We start from the raw sequence: 19957 nt of genomic DNA, 5'->3' as shown, positions 1-19957 counted from the left end.
AATTAACCCCATCATGTCGATCTTGCGCGTTATGAGAGACGACCAAAAATTCTGAGCCCCGCCACTGTGCGGGGCTTTTTCGTTTCTGGAGTATCGGATGGATCCTACTGACCTCGGCCCAGGCACAGCTACCTGGCTGGGCGGTAGTGCCACTGTTGTGCTGGGCGGGCTGCTCTGGCTTCGTAAGTTCCTGTCTAAAGACGCGACTGATCGAGCCATGGATAACGCCGATATCGGCACGCTACGCCGGCTTAACGAGCTATTGAACCAAGAGCGCTCAGCCCGCAAAGAGGCTGAGGCCCGCGCCGATCAGTTCGCGAAAGAGCGGAACGATCTGGCCGCAGCGGTGGGCAGGATGGAAGGGAAGATCGAAGCGCTCACCAGCCAGGTAGGCCAGCTCACCGAGCGCGTCACGCTGCAGAGCGAAGAGATCACCCGCCTGCGCACCAAGCTTGGAGGTATTGCCTGATGGACAGATGCGCATTGGAGTTCATCGCCCGCCGATGGTGGAGACGCACTGAAGTCTGGGCGATTGCCGTGCTGCTGGTTGGTGGTGGTGCAGTCCTTGGCTACCAGGCTGCTTACTGGGCTCTCGCCGAGAAGCAAAGCAACCAGGTAACCGACATTCGCAAGGCCTACGACACGGCCATGGAAGAGCGGGACAAGCGTCTTGAAGAGCTGACCCGAAAGACTGGCACCGCCGCTGACAAGGCCACCAAGGCTGCAACCACTGCCGCCCAGGCCGCCGACAAGGCGGATGAGGCCCTGAACCGAGTAGGTCAGTGATGGCTTGCAGTGGATGCGCCGCCCGGCGCGAATGGATCAACAAGATGACGAGGCTGGCATATGAGCGAGCAGAACGACTATTCAGATCAGGTCCAGAAGCTGAGCCCGAAGAAGGGCGACCTGCTGGTGGTGACGACCCCGCACCCCCTGACGAAGGAGCAGCGCAAAAGGATGGCAGACAGCCTGGCGCCCATGACTGATCGGATGGGTGTTCAGATGCTTGTGCTTGATGGTGGTGCGACTGCTCAGTTGCAGCCGGGTATTCAAGGTCTGCTGGATGAGCAGAAGAAGCAGACGGCGATCCTCGAGCGGATGGAGAAGCATCAGGCGATGCTGATCCAGGCTCTGGCGGAAGATCAGGCAGAGCAAGACCCTGATGCCCGACCGATGACGTACATGGATGGTTCACCGTGCCGCTGAGGCCGCAGAAGCCATGCAATGCCCAGGGCTGCAACACTCTGACGCGTAACCCTCGGTACTGCGACGATCACGCACACCTACTCCAGAGTTCGGCCTGGGCAAAGCCTCGGGAGAGCAGCACCAAGCGCCACTACAACTACAAGTGGCAGCAGGCGAGGGCAGGCTGGCTGGCAAAGCATCCGCTGTGTAGGTGCTGCGAGAAGGCAGGCAAGGTGGTTGCTGCGACCGATGTCGATCACATCATCCCGCACAAGGGCGAAATGGTCCTGTTCTGGGACCGGAACAACTGGCAGAGCCTCTGTGGTCCGTGCCACTCCAGCAAGACGGCCTCCGAGGATGGTGGTTTCGGCAATTCCCGGCGCTGAAAGCAAAAAAAACCAGAAAAACCAGTGAAAAACGACCAAATGAGAACGATTCGCGCAGAAAGGGAGGGGGAGGGTCAAAAGTCTAGGCCTTTTCGCTTCTAGACCGCGCCCTCAATCGTTTTCTTACACCCGCGAAATTAAAAAGTCAGGAGTTGCGCGATGGGAGGCACCGCCACGGTCGCCGGCCGTGGTCGCAAACCCAAGCCAACGGCCAAAAAAGCACTCGCCGGAAACCCTGGCAAGCGCGCGCTGAATACAGCCGAGCCACAGTTTTCCAAGATCACCCAGATCGACCCGCCGGAGTGGTTCAGCCCTCGGGCCGCCACCATGTGGAACATGATTGTCCCTGAACTGCTGCGCGAGAACGTGGTGGCGATCACGGATCTGCACAACGTTGAGGCCTTCTGTAGCGCCTACGACAACTGGCGGATGGCGCAGGAATCGATCCAGCTGCATGGCATCGTGGTAACCGGCGCCACTGGCGGGCCAATGAAAAACCCCGCCCTGACCGCTGCTAACGAAACGATGCGCCAGATGGTGACGTTTGGTTCGATGCTGGGCCTGGACCCGGCCAGCCGCACACGACTCATCGGCGGCAACAAGGAGAAAGAAACCAACGAATTTGCCAACCTGCTGAGAACCTGATGACCAAATCTGCCCACCCCAATGTCGACAAGGCAACGGCGTGGGGCCGGTCATTGCTCCGCGGTAAGGTGCCGGCGTGCCGTTATATCCACCAGGCAGTGCAGCGCCACTTCGATGATTTGGCGGCCAGCCGCAAGCGCGGTTTCCGTTTCAAGTTCGATCCAGCGAAGGCAGAGAAAAAGCTCAAGCTGATGCAGCTGTTACCGCACACCAAAGGTGAGTGGGCATTCAAGCGTCAGCTGATCACGCTCGAGCCTTGGCAGCTTTTTGGCCTTGCCGTGACGTTCGGTTGGGTCAAGAAGAAGGGTGGGCACCGCCGGTTCCGTGAAAGCTACTGGGAGGTGCCCAGGAAGAATGGCAAATCAGTTGTCGCCGGTGGCGTGGGCATAAGCATGTTCGTCGCCGATGGCGAGTTCGGTGCAGAGGTGTACGCCGGCGCAACGACGGAGAAACAGGCCTGGGAAGTTTTCCGGCCTGCGAAGCTCATGGTCAGCAAGTCACCGATGCTTATTCAGGCCGCTGGCATCGAGGTGAATGCCTCGAACATGAACATCCCGTCCGATTTCAGCCGCTTCGAGCCCCTGATAGGCAACCCTGGCGACGGCGCGTCACCCAGCTGCGCCATCGTCGACGAATACCACGAGCACCCAACGTCGGCCCAGTACGACACCATGCTCACCGGTATGGGCGCGCGGCGTCAGCCGCTGATGTTCATCATCACCACCGCCGGCGCCGACATTGAAGGCCCGTGCTACGACAAACGCCGCCAGGTCGTCGAGATGCTGGCCGGTACGGTGCCGGACGAAGAGTTGTTCGGTTGGATCTGGACGCTCGATGAGGGCGACGACTGGACCGATCCGAAAATGCTGGCCAAGGCCAACCCGAACCACGGCGTCTCGGTGTTTCAGGAGTACCTGGAGAGTCAGCAGGCCCGAGCCATTCGCTCGGCCCGCTTTGCGAACACCTTCAAAACGAAGCACCTCAACCTTTGGGTTAGCGCCAAGGCCGGCTTCTATAACATGGAAAGCTGGAAGGCATGTGAAGACACGTCGCTGACCCTGGAGCAGTTCGAGGGGCAGGAGTGGATTGCCGGTTTCGACTTGGCGCGCAAGCTCGACATGAACTCAAGGGCCAGGCTGTTCTGGCGCGTTATTGACGGGAAGAACCACTACTACAGCATTGCGCCGAAGTTCTGGGTTCCTTACGACACCGCCTTCAACACCGATAACAAGCGAATGGCTGAGCGCTTCCAGGCCTGGATTCACTCCAAGGATCTGGATGTGACCGACGGTGCCGAGGTCGACTACCGCGAAATCCTTGAGGACACCAAGGAAGCGAACCACCAAGCCCCTGTTCGCGAATGCCCAATTGATCCTCATGGTGCAACAGGCCTGAGTCATGACCTTGATGATCAGGGTTTCAATCCGGTCACCATCACGCAGAACTACACCAACATGTCGGATCCGATGAAAGAACTGGAGGCCGCGATAGAGGCTGGCCGTTTCCATCATGACGGCAACCCCATCATGACCTGGTGTGTCGGCAACGTGATTGGAAAGAACCTACCCGGCAACGATGACGTGGTTCGCCCTATCAAGCAGGGCGATGACAACAAGATCGACGGCGCCGTCGCGCTGATCATGGCCATAGGTCGGGTGCTGGCCAATGCGGGCGAGCCTGATACGAGTGGCTTCTACGAAAATCCAATTATGGTAGGCATTTAATGGCGCGCGAAAAAAAGCCTGGCCGGGTAAAGGCCGCCCTGCTGGATTGGCTCGGTGTGCCAGTTGGTATAAAGGACGGGGCTTTCTGGCAAGAATGGTTCGGAAGTTCTGTATCCGGACAGCACGTGTCTGTCGATAAAGCGATGCAGCTGTCTACGGTATGGGCGTGTGTGAGGCTTTTGTCTGAATCAGTTTCGACTCTCCCTCTTAAACTTTATCGGCGCTTACCTGATGGGTCTCGAAAGTCGGCGACTGATCACCCGCTGTATCGAGTTCTATGCCGAGTTCCAAACGCGGAGATGACTCCCCAGCGTTTCATGCTGTTGGTTGTAGCGAGCATTTGCTTGCGCGGTAACGCCTTCGTTGAGAAGAAGATGGTTGGCAGCCGAATCGTCGCACTTGTTCCTCTGCTGCCACAGTACATGCGTGTCAAAAGACAAGAAAATGGTCGTCTCAAATACACCTATAACGAAAGCGGCGTTGAGCGCGACATCCCCGAAAAAAACCTGATGCACATTCGCGGCTTCGGCTTGGACGGAGTTTGCGGAATGTTGCCGGTCACCACCGGTAAGGAAATATTCGGCTCCGCAATGGCCGTTGAGGAAGCTGCAGCGAAGGTATTCGCTCAGGGCATGCAGGCTTCCGGGATTCTCAGCAGTGACACTGCGCTGAAACCAGAGCAGCGCGAGCAACTCAGGGCCAGTCTTGGCGCATTCATGGGTTCCAAAAATGCCGGCAAAATCATGGTTGCAGAGGCTGGTTTAAAGTACCAGGGCATCACCATGAACCCCGAAGCGGCGCAGATGCTGGAGTCTCGATCTTTCAATATTGAGGAAATGTGCCGGTGGTTCCGGGTGCCGCCCTTCATGGTCGGTCACATGGATAAGCAGTCCAGCTGGGCCAGCTCGGTGGAGGCGCAGAACCTGCACTTCCTAACCAACAGTTTGCGCCCGCTTCTGGTGAACATTGAGCAGGAGATCACCCGATGCCTGATCGGTGAGGCTGACGCTGACGAGTTCTTCGCTGAGTTCGCAGTTGAAGGCCTGCTGCGCGCCGACAGCGCTGGTCGTGGCGCCTGGTACAACACCGCTCTGCAAAACGGCTGGATGTGCCGGAACGAGGTTCGGCGTCTGGAAAACATGGCTCCTATCCCGGGCGGCGATACATTCACCGTTCAGTCGGCGCTCGTGCCGCTTGATCAGCTCGGCAAACAGTCGGCCGGCATGTCGCCGGCGGCTACCGCCTTCATGTTGCGAATAACTGCGGCAAATCAGAGCGGGGATAAGGAGGCAATCAAAGAAGCCTTCGACCTGGCGACCAAGGCGCTCGATGCCGGAAACCCCGATGGGCCAATGATGGCCCATGCACTGATATCTCTACCTCGGCTTCTCGCCGCTTGATCCTGGAGTAACCAATGACCCTAAAGACCATTCCGGCGGCGCCGGAGGCTCGGCCGCGCGCGCAGGTTCACTGCGACCTGACGCCGAAGGCCTTGGAGCGGTGGAATCCATCGATCAAGGCGGCAAGCACGGACGACAACTCCATCACGATTTACGACCCAATTGGGTTTGATTGGTGGACGGGCGAGGGCGTGACTGCAAAGCGGATCAGTGCCGCGCTGCGATCAATCGGTGACAGCGATGTAACCGTGAAGATCAACAGCCCAGGCGGCGACGTGTTTGAAGGCCTGGCCATCTACAACCTGCTGCGCGAGCACAAGGGGAAGGTGACGGTGCAAGTCCTCGGCCTGGCCGCCTCGGCTGCGTCGTTCATCGCCATGGCGGCGGATGAAATCCAGATCGCGCGCGCCGGCTTCTTGATGATCCACAATAGCTGGACCATGGCCGCCGGTGACCGTAACGACATCAGAGAGGTCGCCGACTTCCTCGAGCAGATCGACGGAACACTCGCTGATATCTACGCCGTCCGTACCGGCGATCCCATTGAGGCCATGCGCAAGCTTATGGATGTCGAGACCTGGATGGGTGGCGCTGCGGCAATCGATGCAGGGTTTGCGGACAGCCTTCTGGCATCTGACGCCGCTGTCGAGGATGCCAGCGCATCGGCGCCTCACCAGGTCGCTGCGCGCCGTATGGATCTAATCCTGGCAAAACAGGGTATGCCGCGCTCCGAGCGCCGCGCCCTAATTCAAGAACTCAAGGCTGGTACGCCTGGCGCTACCACCTCCGGCAAGCAGAACGCTGCCGCAACCCCGGCCAACCTGGCCGACCCCATTGCCGAACTACAGGCCGCGCTTTCGCGGTTCTCGGCAGCAGCAATTCAAACCGGAGAAAAACCATGAGCGACACTACTGCCGAGCTGTTGAAGAACGTTTCCAACGAGCTCAAGAAGGCCACTGACGAATTCAGCAAACAGGCTGAAAACGCGCTTTCGGAAGCCAAGAAAGCTGGCTCGCTTTCCACCGAAACCAAGGCCGCTGTCGATGAGATGGCCCTGAAGTTCAACAGCCTCACCGAAGCCGAGAAGCAGCTTAAGGCCCAGCTCGGCGAACTGGAGCAGGAGTTCGCCCGAATTCCTACCCAGGCCGCTGCCGCTCAGCGCGAAACCCTCGGCGGCACCGTGATCAAAAGCGAAGCTCTGGCCGAGTTCGCAAAGAGCATTCAAGGCAACCGCCGCGTCAGCGTGCCAGTTCACGCCGCGTTGCTCAGCACCGGCGTTGCCGAGGGCGTAGTGGAGCCACAGCGCTTGCCAGGTATCGATGTGATGCCGAAGCAGCGACTGTTCATCCGTGATCTGATCGCGCCGGGCCGCACCACTTCCCCAGCGATCTTCTGGGTGCAACAGACCGGCTTTACCAACGCCGCACGCGTTGTCGCTGAAAACACCCAGAAACCGTACAGCGACATCCAGTTCAACACCAAGATCACGCCGGTCACCACGATCGCGCACATGTTCAAGGCCTCGAAGCAGATCCTGGACGACTTCGCCCAACTGCAATCGACCATCGACGCAGAAATGCGCTACGGCCTGAAATACGCCGAAGAGTCGGAGATCTTGTTCGGTGACGGCACTGGTGTGCACCTGCACGGCATCGTGCCGCAAGCTGAAGCTTATTCGGCAGCGTTCGAGCCTGACGCGATGACCCAAATCGACCAGCTGCGCCTGGCCATGTTGCAGTCGCAGCTGGCCCGCTTGCCGGCCAGCGGGCACGTGCTCCACTTCACCGACTGGGCGAAGATCGAGCTTACCAAGGACACCCTGGGTCGCTACATCATCGGCAACCCGCTGAGCCTCGCCGGTCCCACTCTGTGGGGGCTGCCAGTTGTTGCAACTGAACTGGCGGCGTTCCTGGGCAAGTTCCTGACCGGTGCTTTCCAGACCGGCGCACAGATCTTCGACCGCGAGGACGCCAACGTGGTGATCTCTACCGAAAACGCCGACGACTTCGAGAAGAACATGATCTCGATCCGTTGCGAGGAGCGTCTGGCGCTGGCTGTTAAGCGTCCGGAAGCGTTCATCTACGGCACCTTCGCCACTCCAACCCCTTGATATAGCGGGGCCGTCCAAGCGGCGGCCCTTCGGAGGTCGAAATGAAATTGAAGACCCTCAAGCCGTTGTATCTCGGCGGCAGAACTTTGGTTGAAGGCACCTCGTTTTTAACAAGTGAGCAGCACGGCCGGCAGCTGCTGCAGAAAGGCTATGCCGAGCCAGACGACGGCAAGGATGAGGCCTTGGTTGACCTGACTGACACTGAATCCGAACCCGCCCCGATGACTTCCACCAGCGTGGGCGCAACGCAAAAGCCTGGACCCAAGGCAAAGACCACCGAAAAGAAAAAGGCTGATTGAGCATGAGCGTGATCGACATCGAACTGGCCATGAAGCACCTGCTCGCGGAACCTGAGGACCAGGACCTGGTGCAGTCGCAATTGGACGGCGCCGAGGAGGCTGCTCAGCAGTTCCTGCAGCGCCGGTTCTTTGCCGATCAGGCCGCTGTGGAACTTGTAAAGTCCACCACTCTTCAGCGGACCCAGGCGGCGCGCGCCACTTACCGCGCAGCGCTGGTAGTAGCCGACGACCCTGAAAACTTCGAAGACCGCCGCCGGCTGCGCGAGCGTGCGCGCCAGGCGCTGGCGGATGCCTTCGAAGTGATCGACATGGATGAGTTCGGGATTGTCATCAACAAGAGCATTGAGGCGGCTTGCCTCCTCAAGCTTGGGCACCTGTTCGCGAACCGCGAGGAGGTAGTGGTTGGAGGCAATGCTGTCGAGCTCCCCCTGGCAAGCAAGTCGCTTCTGATGCCATATCGTATCCGGATGGGTGTGTGATGAGGGCGGGGAGGTTGCGACACCGGATCGATTTCCAACGCCCGAGCTTCGCTCAGGACCCGGTGACGGGAGAAATGATAAAGACCTGGGTCGAAGTTTGGGGAAAGGTGCCAGCCAGCGTTGAGCCGCTTTCAGCTCGCGAGTTTATTGCAGCAGCGGCTACCCAGAACGAGGTGACAGCCCGGATTGGGATTCGGAAGCGCGCTGGAGTCGACCCCACGATGCGCATCATTCATCGGGGCAAGATCTACAACATCGAGGGCGTTCTTCCTGACCCGAAAAGCGGCCTCGACTATCTGACGCTGCCATGCAGCGAAGGGGTTAACGATGGCTGACGGTGTTGAGTTCGATATCAAAGGCCTTGACTCGCTGCTGGGAAAGCTTGCGGCTGTCACGTACGACCTCAAGCGCAAAGGCGGCCGCTCTGCACTTCGCCTAGCTGCCCAACTGGTTGCTGATAAGGCCAAGGAAGGCGCCGAGAAACTGGACGACTCGGCAACCGGTAGATCTATCGCTAAAAATATCGCTCTCCGCTGGAATGGCCGGCTTTTCAAGCAGACCGGAAACCTCGGCTTTCGCGTCGGGGTACTGAGGGGGGCTGTGCTACCCAAGCGTGGTGAGCGCCCGGATCTATCCGCTGGCGGCCCCACACCCCATTGGCGGCTATGGGAATTCGGAACGGAAAAGATGCAGGGCTCGCCGTTCATGCGAAGCGCGCTCGCTGACAACATCAATGCCGCTACCGAAACCTTCGTCAGCGAATACGAAAAAGCAATTGACCGCGCATTGAAGCGCGCCACCAGCAAGGCCGCCAAATGAAGTACCCCCCAATCTTTCAAGTTGCCGCCTCGGACCCTGGCGTTACGGATCTGCTGGGAACAAACCCAACGCGCCTTTACCTTTTTGGCCTCGCGCCTGAAAAACCAGCCGGCACCTACTGTGTCTGGCAGGTCGTTAATGGTGCGCCTGAGAGCTTTCTGGCGGGTCGACCAGATGCTGAGGCCTACGGTCTTCAACTTGATGTTTATGCGTCTACGGCAGCGGCAGCGCGCGCCGCAGGGCATGCCATTGAATATGCCATTGAGCTGAGCGCCACGATCACTAGTTACAACGGTGAAACCAAGGACGCGGAGACAGGCCTGTATCGATACAGCTTCGACGTGGACTGGATCGTCCGCCGATAACCAAGCCCCAAACCCAGGCCCGCCATGAGCGGGCTTTTTTTCGTCCGCAGGAGACATCTATGTCCATTCTCACCCAGGGCACGCAGGTCTTTGCCCTCGTACCACCGTTGACCGGCACCGGCCCCTATACCGTCATGGAGGTGGAGTGTGCCACCAGCTTTGACCCGGGCGGCGCGCCAGCCGACCAGATTGAAGATACTTGCCTGAGCGCCAAGGAGCGCAGCTACAAGAAAGGATTGCGCACTCCTGGCCAGGCTTCCCTGGGCTTGAATGCCGACCCCAACAATGCCAGCCATATTCGCCTACATCAGCTATCCGAAGCCGACGGCGACACCAGCATCAAGTGGGCCGTGGGTTGGTCAGATGGCACGCAGCCGCCAACGCTTGAAGCTGGCGGCGATGATTTCGAATTGCCAGCCACGCGGACGTGGTTTGTCTTCGAAGGCTACGTCTCCGACTTCCCGTTCTCGTTCGCGGCAAACACTGTCGTGACCACCACCGCAACCATTCAGCGTTCGGGCGGTTCCGCCTGGATCAAGAAAACCACTTAAGGGCGAAACATGAACCTGAATCAACTGAAAGCTGCCGGCGGTATTGTCGGTGGCGCCATGATCAAAAAGTCAGTGGTGTGGAAGCACGAGGACGCCAAAGGCAAGCCGGTGACCAATAAATTCTCGATTTTCGTAATGCCGCAGTCCTTCGGCATGATCGAGAAGTTGTTTTCGGCAACCGAGTCCGAGGAAAGCCGCAACGCTAAGTACATCGCAACGTGTGTGACGCTCGGTGAGAACGGCGAGGAGGCAATTTCCTACGAAGATGCTTACCGCCTGGCACCCGGCCTTGGCTGGGCCATCCTCGCCGCAGTACACGAAGTCAACAACACCGGGGCTGACCGCGCAAAAAACTGACGGCCGCCGATGAGTTTTGGCACGAACTGGTGCTGAACGGAGTTGGCGGCAGAACAGTGGCGGAGGCCAAAGCCAGCATCAGCTACCCCGAGGCCATGGCCTGGGCTGCTTACCGAAACAAACATGGATCCTTCAACTTGGCAGCCCGCGCCGAGCAGATGGGCGCGATCGTTGCGCTGCAAGTCAATCGGATGGGCGGCGGTAAAGCTGAGTTGGTCGACTTCATGCCCCACCAAGAAAAAGCAGGGGTATCGCTCGAGACGGCCATGGCCGAATGGGCGTGACCTGCGCACCCACAGGAAATAGCCCATGGCTACTCGTTCGCTCGGCACGCTGACGCTGGACTTGATCGCGCGCATCGGTGGTTTCGAGCAAGGCATGGACAAGGCCGGCCGCCTCACCGAAAAGCGCATGAAGGAAATGGAGGCCCGAGCCGAGGCCGCCGGCAAGAAGATCGGTGGTGCGCTGGCCGCTGTCGTCTCTGCGACGCTCGGTGTTGGCACTGCCTCGCTGGTAATGCTGAAGAACACGGCAGCGGCCACTACCGAGACGGATCGGTGGGCCAAGTCCCTTGGTATCGGCACTACCGTGTTGCAGCAGTGGCAGTATGCTGCTGAACGCGCCGGCCTTAGCGGCGACAAGATGGCCGACATCTTCAAGGACATCGGCGACAAAATCGGTGATGCGGTAATCACCGGTGGTGGCGAGGCCATTGACGCTCTCAAGAAGCTGGGGCTATCTGCCGAAGATCTGGCGCGGATGTCGCCCGACAAGCAGCTGCTCGCGATTGCCGATGGGCTTGGTAAAGTTGCAACACAGTCCGAGAAGATCAACATTCTCGAAAGCCTCGGAAACGATCTTTCGAGAATGCTGCCTTTGCTGGACAAGGGCGGGGAGGGGCTGCGCAAGTATTTGGCCCAGGCGAAAGAGTTCGGCATCGCCATGGACCCTGCCCAGATCGCCAGCTTGGTGCGAGCAAACGAAGTCGTCCAAGACTTGCAGTTCCAAGTTGAAGGGTTGCGAAACGAGTTTGTATCCGGCTTGGCGAACGTGGATTTGGCGCCGCTACAAAACTCGCTCGACGGTTTGCGCGACATCGTCAAGGATCCAGCCTTTCAGCAGGGTATGGCAGATTTAGCGGCGCTCGTGGTGAAGCTGACCGGTGCTGCCGCGAGCGGCCTTGCGCAATTGCCCAACGACCTTCGAGCCATGGCGAGCGACCTGAAGTACGTCACCGCCTTTTTTTCGACAGATCGTAAAACCCGCCATTTAGCCGGCGTTTCTGACGAAGAGGCAACCAACCGCTCGCTGGATGCTTATAACAAATCCCAGGGCGCCCTGAATAAATTCGCTACAAATCCCACGCTGTTTGTCGGCGATTTGTTCGGACAGGACTTGGTGGGGGCCAAGAAAGCCTCAGACGAGCGCTTGGCCAGCTACAAGGCCTACACCGATCTGCGTGGTTGGGGTGACCAGAAGCTGGTCGAGGGAAACAAGCAGGTTGAGCAGCAAGAGCAAAAGGTCGCAGCGGCTTTCACTGGCACATCTGCTGCGTCCAACAAGCTGCTCGATTCATATGATCGGTTGAATAAGCTGCAGGAGGATCGTGCGGCACTCGTTGCGGCCATGGCCAAGGATCCGGACAACGCCGAGCGCTACCGGCGTGCGATCGAAGCAATCGACAAGCAGGTGGCTCAGCTCAACGGAACTACCAAGTCCGCAACCGAGGCCCAGAACAAGCTGAAGTCTCAGCTCAAAGAGGCAGCGACAGCTTTTGATCAGCTGCGTAAGACCTACGACCCGGTCAACGCGGCAGCCCATGAGTTCAGCAAGCAGACCCGCCAAATCGCTCTGCTGGAAAAAAACGGGAAAATCTCCAAGGAGCAATACGGAAAGGCCACCGCTTGGCTTGCCAGTCAATTCAACGAGGCGGTGAATTCCGCCACTGGGCTTTCCGAGGCCATGCAGTACCAGGCTGATCTCGAGCGGCAACTCAGCAATCAGCGCGAGAAGTACGCTGCCCAGGCGGCTGCTGTAGGCATGGGCAGCAAGGATTCAGATCGCTATCTGGAGCGCCTGGAACTTGAGCGGCAGACCAACGACAAGGTTCTGTCACTTCGGACTGAGCTTGCAACAGCTACCACTGACACCCAGCGCAAAGCGCTTCAAGATCAAATTGACCTGACGAACGCTAATCTGCCCAAGCAGGTTGCAGCGATGAAAGACGGCTGGGCGCAGATGGATGAAGCGCAAGGCGATTGGTCGAACGGAGCCAAAAGCGCCTGGCAGGATTATTTGGATAGTGCCAGTGATGTCGCTGGTCAGACCAAGAGTTTGTTCAGCAGTGCTTTCAGCTCCATGGAAGACGCCATCGTTAACTTTGCCACCACGGGTAAGTTCTCGTTCGCTGACTTCACGAAGTCGATTCTCGCGGATATGGCCCGCATTGCCACCAGGCAGGCCAGTTCCGCGTTGCTGAGCAGCTTGGTGGGCGCCGGCGTCAACTACTTTACAGGGGGGGGCGGTGGTAACGGGCTAGTAGCTGGATCTGCTGGCGCGGCGTCCTCAAACCTGGGCGCTTCTGCTGGCGGTTACTCCGGCAGCTACTTCCCTCAGGCCACAGGCGGCGCCTGGTCGGGCGGCGTTCAGATGTTCGCCGACGGCGGCACCTTTACCAACTCCATCGTGAGCAAGCCGACAGCGTTTGGGATGGCTGGTGGCATGGGGCTCATGGGTGAAGCAGGACCGGAGGCGATCATGCCGCTGACCAGAACCGCAAGCGGCGCCCTTGGTGTCAGGGCTGTAGGCGGTGGCTCGCAAGCGCCTGGCGGCACACAGATCAACATCAGCGTGAACGTCGCCAGTGATGGCTCTACGAGTGCCGCGACTGACGATCCTGCTTATCAGCAGTTCGGCAAGGATCTCGGGGATTTTGTTGACCAGCGTTACCGGCAACTGATTCGCAAGGATCTTGGGCAGGGCGGAAGCATCAAAAGAGCAATCAGCGGGTAATCGACTATGGCGCTTCAAAGGTTTACCTGGTGCCCGAGAACTGACCCTCAGGGCCAGGCGAAATTCCGAGTACGTACCAAGGCGTTTGGCGATGGTTACGCGCAGTCGGTCAGTGACGGCATCAACAGCAAATCGCAATCGTGGCCCCTTACGTTCCTTGGTGATGCGGTTCGCACAAAGCAAATCATGGACTTCATCGATGCTCACAAAGGCGCGCGTGGGTTCCTTTGGGCGCCGCCCCTCGGAGATCTTGGGCTCTACAAGTGCGCCGGCTACCAATTAACGCCTCACGGCGCAGAAAACTACACGTTGACTGTGACCTTCGAACAAACCTTCCAACCCTAAAGGCCTCGTTATGGCACTGATCACGGACATCCAGAAGCTGGAGCCCGGCGGCGAGATTCGCCTGTTCGAAATTGACGGGACCGAGTACGGCGCGGATTACCTGCGCTTTCACGGTCACGCCATCCCCCACACGCCGGAGGAGCTGCTGGCTTATGAAGGGTCGGCGGTGGATTTGCCTGCCAAGTCCATTTGGTGGCAGGGCGCTGAGTATGCGGCCTGGCCGGTCCAGGTTGAAGGCATCGGTTCTAACAGTGATGGCTCAGCCACACGCCCGACGTTCGCCGCCGGTAACATCAGCGGTCGCGTCACAGCGTTGTGCCTGGCGTTCGAGGACATGCTCAAGTTCAAGCTGACGGTTCGCGAAACCTTGGTGCAGTACCTGGACGCGGACAACTTCCCTGAGGGCAACCCAACTGCCGACCCGACACAGGAAGCGCTGGAAATCTGGTATCTCGACCAGAAGACTGGCGAAGACGGTGAGGCGGTAGTCTGGGAGCTTTCGTCCCCGGGCGAGATCGATAACCACGGACTGCCCGGCAGACAAATGACGACGTTCTGCCACTGGGCCATGACCAATGGTTACCGTGGGCCTGACTGCGGCTACACCGGCGCGGCCATGTTCGACGACGAGGACAATCCCACGGATGACCCGGCTAAGGATCAGTGCAAGGGCTGTCTGTCGTCCTGCAAGTTGCGCTTCGGCGAGAACAACGAACTGTCCTTTGGCGGATTCCCCGCCGTGTCTCTCATCGCCCGGAGCTGACCATGCGCAAGCACATCATTGCGGCTATCCAGGCGCATGCGGCGGCGGAGTATCCGCGAGAGTGCTGCGGCCTGCTGTTGGCCGTGGGCCGCGCACAGAAGTACTTCCCGTGCCGGAACATAGCCAAGGAGCCGAACGAAGAGTTCCGGCTCGACCCCGAGGACTACGCCGCGGCGGAAGACCTGGGTGACGTGATCGGCATCGTTCACTCGCATCCGGATGCCACCAGCAGGCCGTCACCGCACGACCTGGCCATGTGCGAGGCCACGGCCTTGCCCTGGCACATCCTGAGTTGGCCCGAGGGGGATTTGCGGACGATCACACCAAATGGCAGCACGCCGCTGCTCAAGCGGCCGTTCGTGCACGGCGCTTGGGACTGTTGGCAGGTTTGCGCCGATTGGTATCAGCGGGAATGGGGGCTGAAGTTTGAAGCCTTCCAGCGCGTCGATGGCTGGTGGGAGAGTGCAGAGAACGTAAGCCTGTACGAGCAGCATTACGAGGCAGCCGGCTTTGTGCGAGTCGACCGGCCACAGCGCGGCGACCTGATCGTCATGTATGTCGGGCGGACTGTTCACCCGAACCACGCTGGGATTTACCTGGGCACAGACCCGGCACTGCCCGATGAAGAGTCGGGCGTCTTCGGCCCAGGACCTTTCCTGCTGCATCACCTGTACAGCAGGCCGTCCGAGATCATCGTCTACGGCGGTCCCTGGCATGACCGTACGCGTCTGATCCTCAGGCATAAAGACGCAAAAGAACCAACATGACGCGGCATGGCCGCAGGAGTGCAGCATGAGTGCAAACGAAGTGATTGCTAGGGAGCTGGAAGAGCTCAAGCGTGAGATTCAAGAGCTGAAAGCTCGACTCAATGAAGAGTCGAGCCAGAGAGCTTTGGCTGATCAGAACCTTTCGACTCAAATACACATGCTTTCAGCCCGAGCCAACTAGCAGGTGTGCTCTTTCGCTGCTTCCTCTTTAGCCAACTGCTCAATTTGAGCGATGGTCAAGCTGTTGATTGGGGAGTTTGCCTTTACCCAGATTTGCGTCTGGGTGCCTGTAGCATTGCTCTTTAAGGAAACAAGCAGGCGACCGTCTTCAGAAATGCTGACGCTTGTAATGTGAAACGACATCTTGACCTCCAGGTCATAAACGCGCCGATATTGGCGCAACCCCAGTCCTTGGGCTTGCAGGCTTAGGACTTTTCTGCATCAAACAGGCTGTGAAGATGGATAGTTACTGAGGTACAGGGCTAGCTCGTCCTTCGTTCCTGGACCTGAGTCCGGGCCGGAGTGCGGAATGTAGAACGTGTTCGTGGCACGGTAATCTTTAACTGCCCGATCCACTGTGGTCATCGATGCCCAAGGTAAAAAAACATTCCCTTTCGAGAAGCCTGACGCGTCTTTTTTCCCTTCAAGGAATACGGTGAGTCCGTCATTCACCTTGAGTAGCTTTTTACTTCTCAGCTCTTTAGCCGGTTTTTCGCCGAATGCAACCTTGAGGTAGTCTTCCAAGGTGTCCATTTTGTCTGGTGTAACAATGAGAAGCTGTTGAGCACCCTGAGCGGCAACGATCAAAACTCTATTAAATTCGGCCTTTCGCTCTAAATGCTCTTCGCTGTGATATTGCATATTCGCTCCTTGATTAGTTTTCCGATATTCCTCAGCGAGGTATTGGCCGAAGAAGGCATAACGCTACTACGCCGCGCTGCGCATCCGCCACTGGCATTCCATCCACGCTGGATGCCTGGCCAGGACTCGCAGATTTTGGCTGCGGTCGGCTTGTGATGGTAGATTGCCCTTATTCACAAGGAGAGTCGGGATGCAGCGTTTAATAATTATCGGCGTTACGGCCTTGGCACTGGCTGGTTGTTTTGACAAGGAGCAGGCTGAAGGCGGCCTTGCCAAGGCTGTCAGCGCAGTGGGCGCTATTGAGGCGGCGAACAATTCGCCCGACGTTACAGTGAAGTCTTGGTGGCGGGTTAAGGATGCATCGGCGGCCATACGGATTGAGGTTTGCAAGAACAATTTGAAGCTTGCGGCACCTTACTTTGGAAAGCTTTCACAGCTGGCTGAGGGGCAGATGATTGGCGAGGGAGAGTGTGAAAAAACGCCCTTGGTCTTTGACCGGCAAATTACGAAAGTAGAGGTTCAGTCTGATACGCGCGCGGTCGTAACTGCCCATATTAAAAATGCTACACCTCCTGAAGATGGTGCCGTGCTTGATGCGGACGCTAAGAAAGGGAAGGAGGCAGGCGAGCCTTTTCAGTATGTTTTGGAGCGGCAAGATGCTAAGAGTGGCTGGAAGATAACAAAGATATCTAGCTTTTCCCTGTACACGAAAGAATGGCGAGACGCCTATCCCAAATCAGAGCCTTCAGGCAACCGTTACGTTTATGGTTCTTTCCAATAAGTTGCCGGGAATATGACATGCGAATTTTGACAATGGCGGTAGCACTGGTGATGTTGGCGGGGTGCATGGCGCCGACGATGAACGAGGCTCGCCTGGAAGGTCCTTACAAGGTACTGACCTCGCAGAAGTCCGACGCCGCACTGGCCAAGTGCGTTCAGTACGAATGGCAGAACCAGTCGATCTTCGGCGGCACACCAGGTGCAACTCTTCAGCCAGGACGCGACACCGGATACACGGTATTCACCGAGGGATCGCAGTACTTCGTTGACATCCAGCCCAAAGGCTCGGGGTCAGAAGTGAAGTATTACGTCGTGGTTGGCAACTGGATCGCCAATAAACGGCTTGTCGCACTGCAAGGCTGCCTATAGCGGCACATCAAATTGTTCAAGGCTCGCTTCGGCGGGCTTTTTATTGCCTGGAGAAAAGCACATGGCGGCACTTACCATCAATTATCAGCCTATGACCACGATTCTGCTCTATGGCCAGCTCCGACAGTTTGGGCGGTTTTTCCGGATGGCGGTGAGGACGCCAGCCGAGGCGGTGAAAGCCCTGTGCGTGCAGATCCCAGGCTTCGAACGCTTCCTATCCAACGCCAAATCCCGTGGGATTGAGTTCGCCGTATTTCGCGGAAAGGCAAACCTGACGGAGAAGGAGCTTGGATTCACGGGCGAGGGTGATATTCGCATTGCTCCGGTTATAACCGGCAGTAAGCGCGGCGGCGCACTGCAAACCATTGTCGGGGCAGTGCTGATCGTTGTCGGCCTCGTCATCACCGGCGGCACATTCGGCGCAGGGGCACCATTCGGTTCCGCGCTGATCATGATGGGCGGCTCGATGGTGCTGGGCGGTGTAATCCAAATGCTCAGTCCCCAGGCCGGAGGACTCAAGACCAGCGCTGCGCCCGAGAACACGCCCGGCTACGCCTTCGGTAGCGCCAAGAACACCACGGCCTCAGGCAACCCGGTGCCACTGTGCATTGGTGAGCGCCGTTGGGGTGGGGCGATCATCAGCGCCGCTATTTACGCCGAAGACCAGATGTAACGACGACCCGCAACACTGCAGCCGGCCGCGAGCCGGTTTTTTATTGCCTGGAGAAAAGCATGGGCGCAGCACGCAAGTTTGATATCCACGGCGCCAAGGGCGGCGAAGAGAAAGCAAAAACGCCAACTGAAGCCCCGGACAGCCTGCGCTCTGTCGCCATTGCCAAGATGCTGATCGCCGTGGGCGAGGGTGAGTTCGAAGGTACGCCAACCGCCAAGGATATCTATCTCGACAACACCCCACTGCAAGACCCTCAGGGGAACATGAACTTCCCGAACGTGAAGTGGGAATGGCGTACTGGCGCGGTCGACCAGACCTATATCCAGGGCATTCCGTCCGTCGAGAACGAGACCACCATCAGCACGGAGCTGCGTAGCGGTACGCCGTGGGTTCGGGCGATCAGCAACACTCAGCTTTCCGCTGTGCGCGTTCGATTCGCATGGCCAGCACTGCAATCCGTCGATGCGGACAACAACATCAACGGCTACCGCATTGAGTACAAGGTCGAGCTGGCCACCGATGGCGGCGCTTACAAGCAGGTGCTGAGTGAGGCTGTCGACGGCAAGACCACCAGCACCTATGAGCGCACTCGTCGCATTGATTTGCCCAAGGCAACTACCGGTTGGCTGGTGCGCATCACCCGTCTGACTATCAACCAGAACAACAACAAAATCTCGGACACGATGCAGATCGCCGGCTTCACTGAAGTGATCGACGCGAAAATTCGCTACCCGAATACCGCACTTCTCTACATCGAGTTCTCGGCAGAGCAGTTCCGCAGCATCCCGGCGGTGACCGTGGGCTGCAAGGCTCGAAAATGGTCAGTACCGAGCAATTATGACCCCGCATCGCGCACATACAGCGGCGTGTGGGACGGCACCTTCAAGGAGGCCTACACCAACAATCCGACCTGGGCGACGCTCGGCATCACCACGAACGACCGCTTCGGCCTTGGCCGCCGCATCAAGCCGTGGATGGTCGACAAGTGGGAGTTGTACCGGATCTCGCAGTACTGCGACCAGCAGGTGCCGGACGGGAGGGGTGGCCAGGAGCCGCGCTTCATCTGCAACTTGAACCTGCAGAGCAAGGCTGATGCCTGGTCGCTACTGCGCGATATCTCGGCGATCTACCGAGGAATGACATACTGGGCCCAGGGCCAGGTATTCACCCTTTCGGATATGCCGCGTGCCACGGACTTCGACTTTGCTTACACCCGGGCGAACGTCATTGATGGCAAGTTCACCTATTCCAGCGCATCGGAGCGCACCCGCTATTCCCGGGCATTGGTCAGCTACGACAACCCGCTGAACAACTACGACACCGACGTCACGGCCGTGACCGACCAAAAGCTGCAGCGGCGCTATGGCGACAATCCGTTGGAGATCAGCGCGATTGGCTGCACCCGCGAATCCGAGGCCCAGCGCCGTGGTAAGTGGGCGCTGCTCACAAACTCCAAGGATCGGGCAGTCACCTTCAAGGTCGGCCTCGACGGGCGCATTCCGCTGCCTGGCTACGTGATCCCGATCGCGGACGAACTGTTAGCCGGTCGGCCGGTGGGCGGGCGCATCTCGGCTGTGAGCGGCAGGGTCATCACCCTGGACCGCGACACCCAGGCCAAGCCCGGCGACCGGCTCATCCTAAACCTGCCTGATGGCAAGTGTGAGGGGCGGACCGTGCAACTGGTGAGTGGCCGGAAAGTCACGGTGACTGTGGCTTATTCCGTGACGCCCGAAGCTGAACTGGTGTGGGCGCTGGATGCCGATGACTTGGCGATCCCGCTGTATCGGGTCGTGAGCGTGGCCCGGCCAGACCCTGGCGTGTTCGAGATCTCGGCGGTGCAGTACGACCCAAGCAAGTTCGCCCATATCGACACGGGCGCGCGCCTGGAAGAACGGCCGATCAGCGTTATCCCAATCACCGTGGTTCCGGCGCCGGCCAGCGTCACCCTGACATCGAGCTACGCCGTAAATCAGGGCATCGCGATCAGCACCATGAACATCTCGTGGCCAGCCGTCACCGGCGCCGTCGCGTACGACGTGGAGTGGCGCAAGGACAGCGGCAACTGGA

Annotated in this window: 28 protein-coding genes; 26 read left to right on the top strand and 2 right to left on the bottom strand. The window is 58.7% G+C overall.

The genetic code is table 11. The annotated features are described in order from the left end of the window. The first annotated feature begins 97 nt into the window (after positions 1-97). The 22 genes from AC19YS_RS19160 to AC19YS_RS19055 all read left to right on the top strand — a co-directional run bounded on the left by AC19YS_RS19160 (position 98) and on the right by AC19YS_RS19055 (position 15388). Complete coding sequence (locus tag AC19YS_RS19160) at positions 98-469, top strand: chemotaxis protein (protein WP_197900372.1); 372 nt, start codon at positions 98-100, stop codon at positions 467-469. Further along, a complete protein-coding gene (locus AC19YS_RS19155) occupies positions 469-786 on the top strand; it encodes a hypothetical protein (RefSeq protein WP_500602407.1) in 318 nt (105 codons plus the stop codon). The genes AC19YS_RS19160 and AC19YS_RS19155 overlap by 1 nt, the downstream gene beginning before the upstream one ends. A 60-nt stretch (positions 787-846) precedes the next feature. After that, positions 847-1206 carry a hypothetical protein gene (locus AC19YS_RS19150; RefSeq protein ID WP_500602406.1) on the top strand — a complete coding sequence of 120 codons (360 nt, stop codon included), beginning with the start codon at positions 847-849 and terminating at the stop codon, positions 1204-1206. Then, positions 1197-1571 (top strand): HNH endonuclease signature motif containing protein, encoded by a 375-nt coding sequence (locus AC19YS_RS19145; RefSeq protein ID WP_500602405.1) that lies wholly within the window; start codon positions 1197-1199, stop codon positions 1569-1571. Before AC19YS_RS19150 ends, AC19YS_RS19145 begins: the two co-directional genes overlap by 10 nt. A 159-nt stretch (positions 1572-1730) precedes the next feature. Next, positions 1731-2216, top strand: a complete 486-nt coding sequence (locus AC19YS_RS19140; protein ID WP_339455769.1) for a phage terminase small subunit P27 family — start codon at positions 1731-1733, stop codon at positions 2214-2216. Beyond that, complete coding sequence (locus tag AC19YS_RS19135) at positions 2216-3940, top strand: terminase large subunit (protein WP_500602404.1); 1725 nt, start codon at positions 2216-2218, stop codon at positions 3938-3940. Before AC19YS_RS19140 ends, AC19YS_RS19135 begins: the two co-directional genes overlap by 1 nt. Beyond that, positions 3940-5340: a phage portal protein gene (locus AC19YS_RS19130; RefSeq protein WP_065948820.1), complete on the top strand. Its 1401-nt coding sequence runs from the start codon at positions 3940-3942 to the stop codon at positions 5338-5340. The genes AC19YS_RS19135 and AC19YS_RS19130 overlap by 1 nt, the downstream gene beginning before the upstream one ends. 14 nt (positions 5341-5354) lie before the next feature. Beyond that, positions 5355-6242, top strand: coding sequence for a head maturation protease, ClpP-related (locus tag AC19YS_RS19125; protein ID WP_500602403.1), 888 nt, complete (start codon positions 5355-5357; stop codon positions 6240-6242). After that, positions 6239-7450 carry a phage major capsid protein gene (locus AC19YS_RS19120; RefSeq protein ID WP_065948818.1) on the top strand — a complete coding sequence of 404 codons (1212 nt, stop codon included), beginning with the start codon at positions 6239-6241 and terminating at the stop codon, positions 7448-7450. The genes AC19YS_RS19125 and AC19YS_RS19120 overlap by 4 nt, the downstream gene beginning before the upstream one ends. 41 nt (positions 7451-7491) lie before the next feature. Beyond that, positions 7492-7749: a DUF7210 family protein gene (locus tag AC19YS_RS19115; protein WP_500602402.1), complete on the top strand. Its 258-nt coding sequence runs from the start codon at positions 7492-7494 to the stop codon at positions 7747-7749. A gap of 2 nt (positions 7750-7751) precedes the next feature. After that, entirely contained in the window at positions 7752-8228 is a 477-nt protein-coding gene (locus AC19YS_RS19110) for a head-tail connector protein (RefSeq protein WP_500602401.1), read from the top strand. Then, entirely contained in the window at positions 8228-8563 is a 336-nt protein-coding gene (locus AC19YS_RS19105; protein ID WP_500602493.1) for a phage head closure protein, read from the top strand. The genes AC19YS_RS19110 and AC19YS_RS19105 overlap by 1 nt, the downstream gene beginning before the upstream one ends. Then, the gene (locus AC19YS_RS19100) at positions 8556-9047 is read left to right on the top strand and encodes an HK97-gp10 family putative phage morphogenesis protein (protein WP_500602400.1); all 492 of its coding nucleotides are present in this window, start codon (positions 8556-8558) and stop codon (positions 9045-9047) included. Before AC19YS_RS19105 ends, AC19YS_RS19100 begins: the two co-directional genes overlap by 8 nt. Next, positions 9044-9412: a tail completion protein gp17 gene (gene gp17, locus AC19YS_RS19095; RefSeq protein ID WP_500602399.1), complete on the top strand. Its 369-nt coding sequence runs from the start codon at positions 9044-9046 to the stop codon at positions 9410-9412. The genes AC19YS_RS19100 and gp17 overlap by 4 nt, the downstream gene beginning before the upstream one ends. Positions 9413-9471: 59 nt before the next feature. Beyond that, positions 9472-9963, top strand: coding sequence for a phage tail tube protein (locus AC19YS_RS19090; protein WP_500602398.1), 492 nt, complete (start codon positions 9472-9474; stop codon positions 9961-9963). 9 nt (positions 9964-9972) lie between these two features. Beyond that, on the top strand, positions 9973-10320 hold the full coding sequence (locus AC19YS_RS19085) for a phage tail assembly chaperone family protein, TAC (protein ID WP_448194156.1): 348 nt from the start codon (positions 9973-9975) through the stop codon (positions 10318-10320). A 29-nt stretch (positions 10321-10349) separates the two neighbouring features. Continuing rightward, positions 10350-10604, top strand: coding sequence for a phage tail assembly protein T (locus AC19YS_RS19080; RefSeq protein WP_448194155.1), 255 nt, complete (start codon positions 10350-10352; stop codon positions 10602-10604). Between the two features lie 25 nt (positions 10605-10629). Next, a complete protein-coding gene (locus AC19YS_RS19075) occupies positions 10630-13332 on the top strand; it encodes a phage tail tape measure protein (protein WP_500602397.1) in 2703 nt (900 codons plus the stop codon). Between the two features lie 6 nt (positions 13333-13338). Continuing rightward, the gene (locus tag AC19YS_RS19070) at positions 13339-13677 is read left to right on the top strand and encodes a phage tail protein (protein WP_500602396.1); all 339 of its coding nucleotides are present in this window, start codon (positions 13339-13341) and stop codon (positions 13675-13677) included. A gap of 10 nt (positions 13678-13687) precedes the next feature. After that, entirely contained in the window at positions 13688-14440 is a 753-nt protein-coding gene (locus tag AC19YS_RS19065) for a phage minor tail protein L (RefSeq protein ID WP_500602395.1), read from the top strand. A gap of 2 nt (positions 14441-14442) precedes the next feature. Beyond that, on the top strand, positions 14443-15207 hold the full coding sequence (locus AC19YS_RS19060; RefSeq protein WP_367241991.1) for a C40 family peptidase: 765 nt from the start codon (positions 14443-14445) through the stop codon (positions 15205-15207). A 25-nt stretch (positions 15208-15232) separates the two neighbouring features. After that, a complete protein-coding gene (locus AC19YS_RS19055) occupies positions 15233-15388 on the top strand; it encodes a hypothetical protein (protein WP_305438138.1) in 156 nt (51 codons plus the stop codon). Here AC19YS_RS19055 and AC19YS_RS19050 read toward each other — a convergent pair. Together AC19YS_RS19050 and AC19YS_RS19045 are read right to left on the bottom strand one after the other, a co-directional pair. Further along, positions 15385-15570: a hypothetical protein gene (locus tag AC19YS_RS19050; RefSeq protein ID WP_305438137.1), complete on the bottom strand. Its 186-nt coding sequence runs from the start codon at positions 15568-15570 to the stop codon at positions 15385-15387. The two genes, AC19YS_RS19055 and AC19YS_RS19050, sit on opposite strands and share 4 nt — an antisense overlap. Positions 15571-15648: 78 nt before the next feature. Then, positions 15649-16068: a hypothetical protein gene (locus tag AC19YS_RS19045; RefSeq protein ID WP_367241990.1), complete on the bottom strand. Its 420-nt coding sequence runs from the start codon at positions 16066-16068 to the stop codon at positions 15649-15651. Positions 16069-16258: 190 nt separating this feature from the next. Here AC19YS_RS19045 and AC19YS_RS19040 point away from each other — a divergent pair, with 190 nt between their 5' ends. From AC19YS_RS19040 to AC19YS_RS19025, 4 genes are all read left to right on the top strand, one after another. Further along, entirely contained in the window at positions 16259-16849 is a 591-nt protein-coding gene (locus tag AC19YS_RS19040; RefSeq protein ID WP_500602394.1) for a hypothetical protein, read from the top strand. 17 nt (positions 16850-16866) lie between these two features. Then, entirely contained in the window at positions 16867-17217 is a 351-nt protein-coding gene (locus AC19YS_RS19035) for a hypothetical protein (RefSeq protein WP_367241988.1), read from the top strand. Between the two features lie 61 nt (positions 17218-17278). Further along, on the top strand, positions 17279-17890 hold the full coding sequence (locus AC19YS_RS19030; RefSeq protein WP_500602393.1) for a tail assembly protein: 612 nt from the start codon (positions 17279-17281) through the stop codon (positions 17888-17890). Positions 17891-17949: 59 nt separating this feature from the next. Continuing rightward, positions 17950-19957, top strand: a 2008-nt coding sequence (locus AC19YS_RS19025; RefSeq protein ID WP_500602392.1) for a TipJ family phage tail tip protein, incomplete at its 3' end; no start/stop codon positions are given.

The sequence above is a fragment of the Pseudomonas sp. MF08831 genome (assembly GCF_059862645.1).
Note: the sequence above shows the minus strand (reverse complement) of the source record. Positions and strands in the feature narration are given on the sequence as shown.

Coding starts and splice junctions, on each gene's coding strand:
- AC19YS_RS19160 (WP_197900372.1), top strand. CDS start 98: ATGGATCCTACTGACCTCGGCCCAGGCACAGCTACCTGGCTGGGCGGT.
- AC19YS_RS19155 (WP_500602407.1), top strand. CDS start 469: ATGGACAGATGCGCATTGGAGTTCATCGCCCGCCGATGGTGGAGACGC.
- AC19YS_RS19150 (WP_500602406.1), top strand. CDS start 847: ATGAGCGAGCAGAACGACTATTCAGATCAGGTCCAGAAGCTGAGCCCG.
- AC19YS_RS19140 (WP_339455769.1), top strand. CDS start 1,731: ATGGGAGGCACCGCCACGGTCGCCGGCCGTGGTCGCAAACCCAAGCCA.
- AC19YS_RS19135 (WP_500602404.1), top strand. CDS start 2,216: ATGACCAAATCTGCCCACCCCAATGTCGACAAGGCAACGGCGTGGGGC.
- AC19YS_RS19130 (WP_065948820.1), top strand. CDS start 3,940: ATGGCGCGCGAAAAAAAGCCTGGCCGGGTAAAGGCCGCCCTGCTGGAT.
- AC19YS_RS19125 (WP_500602403.1), top strand. CDS start 5,355: ATGACCCTAAAGACCATTCCGGCGGCGCCGGAGGCTCGGCCGCGCGCG.
- AC19YS_RS19120 (WP_065948818.1), top strand. CDS start 6,239: ATGAGCGACACTACTGCCGAGCTGTTGAAGAACGTTTCCAACGAGCTC.
- AC19YS_RS19115 (WP_500602402.1), top strand. CDS start 7,492: ATGAAATTGAAGACCCTCAAGCCGTTGTATCTCGGCGGCAGAACTTTG.
- AC19YS_RS19110 (WP_500602401.1), top strand. CDS start 7,752: ATGAGCGTGATCGACATCGAACTGGCCATGAAGCACCTGCTCGCGGAA.
- AC19YS_RS19105 (WP_500602493.1), top strand. CDS start 8,228: ATGAGGGCGGGGAGGTTGCGACACCGGATCGATTTCCAACGCCCGAGC.
- AC19YS_RS19100 (WP_500602400.1), top strand. CDS start 8,556: ATGGCTGACGGTGTTGAGTTCGATATCAAAGGCCTTGACTCGCTGCTG.
- gp17 (WP_500602399.1), top strand. CDS start 9,044: ATGAAGTACCCCCCAATCTTTCAAGTTGCCGCCTCGGACCCTGGCGTT.
- AC19YS_RS19090 (WP_500602398.1), top strand. CDS start 9,472: ATGTCCATTCTCACCCAGGGCACGCAGGTCTTTGCCCTCGTACCACCG.
- AC19YS_RS19085 (WP_448194156.1), top strand. CDS start 9,973: ATGAACCTGAATCAACTGAAAGCTGCCGGCGGTATTGTCGGTGGCGCC.
- AC19YS_RS19075 (WP_500602397.1), top strand. CDS start 10,630: ATGGCTACTCGTTCGCTCGGCACGCTGACGCTGGACTTGATCGCGCGC.
- AC19YS_RS19070 (WP_500602396.1), top strand. CDS start 13,339: ATGGCGCTTCAAAGGTTTACCTGGTGCCCGAGAACTGACCCTCAGGGC.
- AC19YS_RS19065 (WP_500602395.1), top strand. CDS start 13,688: ATGGCACTGATCACGGACATCCAGAAGCTGGAGCCCGGCGGCGAGATT.
- AC19YS_RS19060 (WP_367241991.1), top strand. CDS start 14,443: ATGCGCAAGCACATCATTGCGGCTATCCAGGCGCATGCGGCGGCGGAG.
- AC19YS_RS19055 (WP_305438138.1), top strand. CDS start 15,233: ATGAGTGCAAACGAAGTGATTGCTAGGGAGCTGGAAGAGCTCAAGCGT.
- AC19YS_RS19050 (WP_305438137.1), bottom strand. CDS start 15,570: ATGTCGTTTCACATTACAAGCGTCAGCATTTCTGAAGACGGTCGCCTG.
- AC19YS_RS19045 (WP_367241990.1), bottom strand. CDS start 16,068: ATGCAATATCACAGCGAAGAGCATTTAGAGCGAAAGGCCGAATTTAAT.
- AC19YS_RS19040 (WP_500602394.1), top strand. CDS start 16,259: ATGCAGCGTTTAATAATTATCGGCGTTACGGCCTTGGCACTGGCTGGT.
- AC19YS_RS19035 (WP_367241988.1), top strand. CDS start 16,867: ATGCGAATTTTGACAATGGCGGTAGCACTGGTGATGTTGGCGGGGTGC.
- AC19YS_RS19030 (WP_500602393.1), top strand. CDS start 17,279: ATGGCGGCACTTACCATCAATTATCAGCCTATGACCACGATTCTGCTC.